The organism is Leisingera sp. ANG-M1, from assembly GCF_000813745.1.
GTDB lineage: Bacteria > Pseudomonadota > Alphaproteobacteria > Rhodobacterales > Rhodobacteraceae > Leisingera.
Map to the genome: position 1 here is coordinate 2,877 of NZ_JWLC01000065.1, position 946 is coordinate 3,822.

1 protein-coding gene and 1 pseudogene are annotated in these 946 nt (G+C 62.5%); both read right to left on the reverse strand.

Going from position 1 to position 946, the window contains the following annotated elements:
* Positions 1-73: 73 nt before the first annotated feature.
* A complete protein-coding gene (gene fzlA, locus RA19_RS25330; protein ID WP_019297524.1) occupies positions 74-739 on the reverse strand; it encodes an FtsZ-binding protein FzlA in 666 nt (221 codons plus the stop codon).
* Positions 740-805: 66 nt separating this feature from the next.
* Positions 806-946, reverse strand: a pseudogene (locus tag RA19_RS27595) (monofunctional biosynthetic peptidoglycan transglycosylase); the annotation flags it as partial.

Here is a 946-nt window from a genome sequence, read left to right on the forward strand (position 1 = left end):
TCATCTTTCCCAAAATACTCCGGGGGAGCGGCCCATCGGGCCGCGGGGGCAGCGCCCCCTATCCCGGTTGATATCAGAAATCCAGATCGGTGTAATGCGGCGGCGGCCTAAAGCCCGGGACCTGATCCGCAAGAATGGATCGGAATGCAGGCCGCGACTTGATCTTGGCATACCAGTCCTTGACCACCGCCGAACGGTTCCAGTCCACATCCGAGATATAATCCAGCGACGACAAATGCGCGGCGGCAGCAAAATCCGCCAGCGTCATCATGTCTCCCGCCAGCCAGCGCCGGTGATCCAGCAGCCAGGCCATGTAATCCAAATGGTACTTGATCGCCTTGGCGCCGGCCTTGACGTTGCGGCTGTCGGGGTAACCCTCGCCGGTGATCTTCTTGTTCACCCGCTCATAGAGCAGCTTCGAGGTCACCTCGTGATGGAACTTGTCGTCAAACCAGCTGACCAGGCGGCGCACCTCGTAGCGGCCCTCGGCATCCTTGGGCATCAGCGGCGGCTCGGGCCGGGTCTCTTCCAGGTATTCGCAAATCGCGGCGCTTTCGGCCATCATCTGTCCGTCCAGCCGGATCACCGGCACCTTGGCAGCCGGGTTGCGGCGCAGGAAATCCGGATCCTGCTCCCAATAGCGTTCCTCGACCAGCTCCACCTCAATCTTCTTTTCCGCCAGCGACAGCCGAACCTTGCGGCAATAGGGGGACAGGGGAACGTGGTACAGGCGCGCCATGGCTCGGGGTGATCTCCGCAAACGTTACAGCATGAGCCCCAGCAATGCCTTGGCCGGGGCGAAGTTTCAATCCTCGAAACAGCCTGCGCGCCCGTCTGCGCGGATGGTGGCCGCTCCGTCCTGGATCTGACGTGCCCGGCGCTGCACAAAGTCCGATGGCTTGCGGGCCGACCGTTCCTTGGGGTTGGGCAGCACCGCCGCAATCAG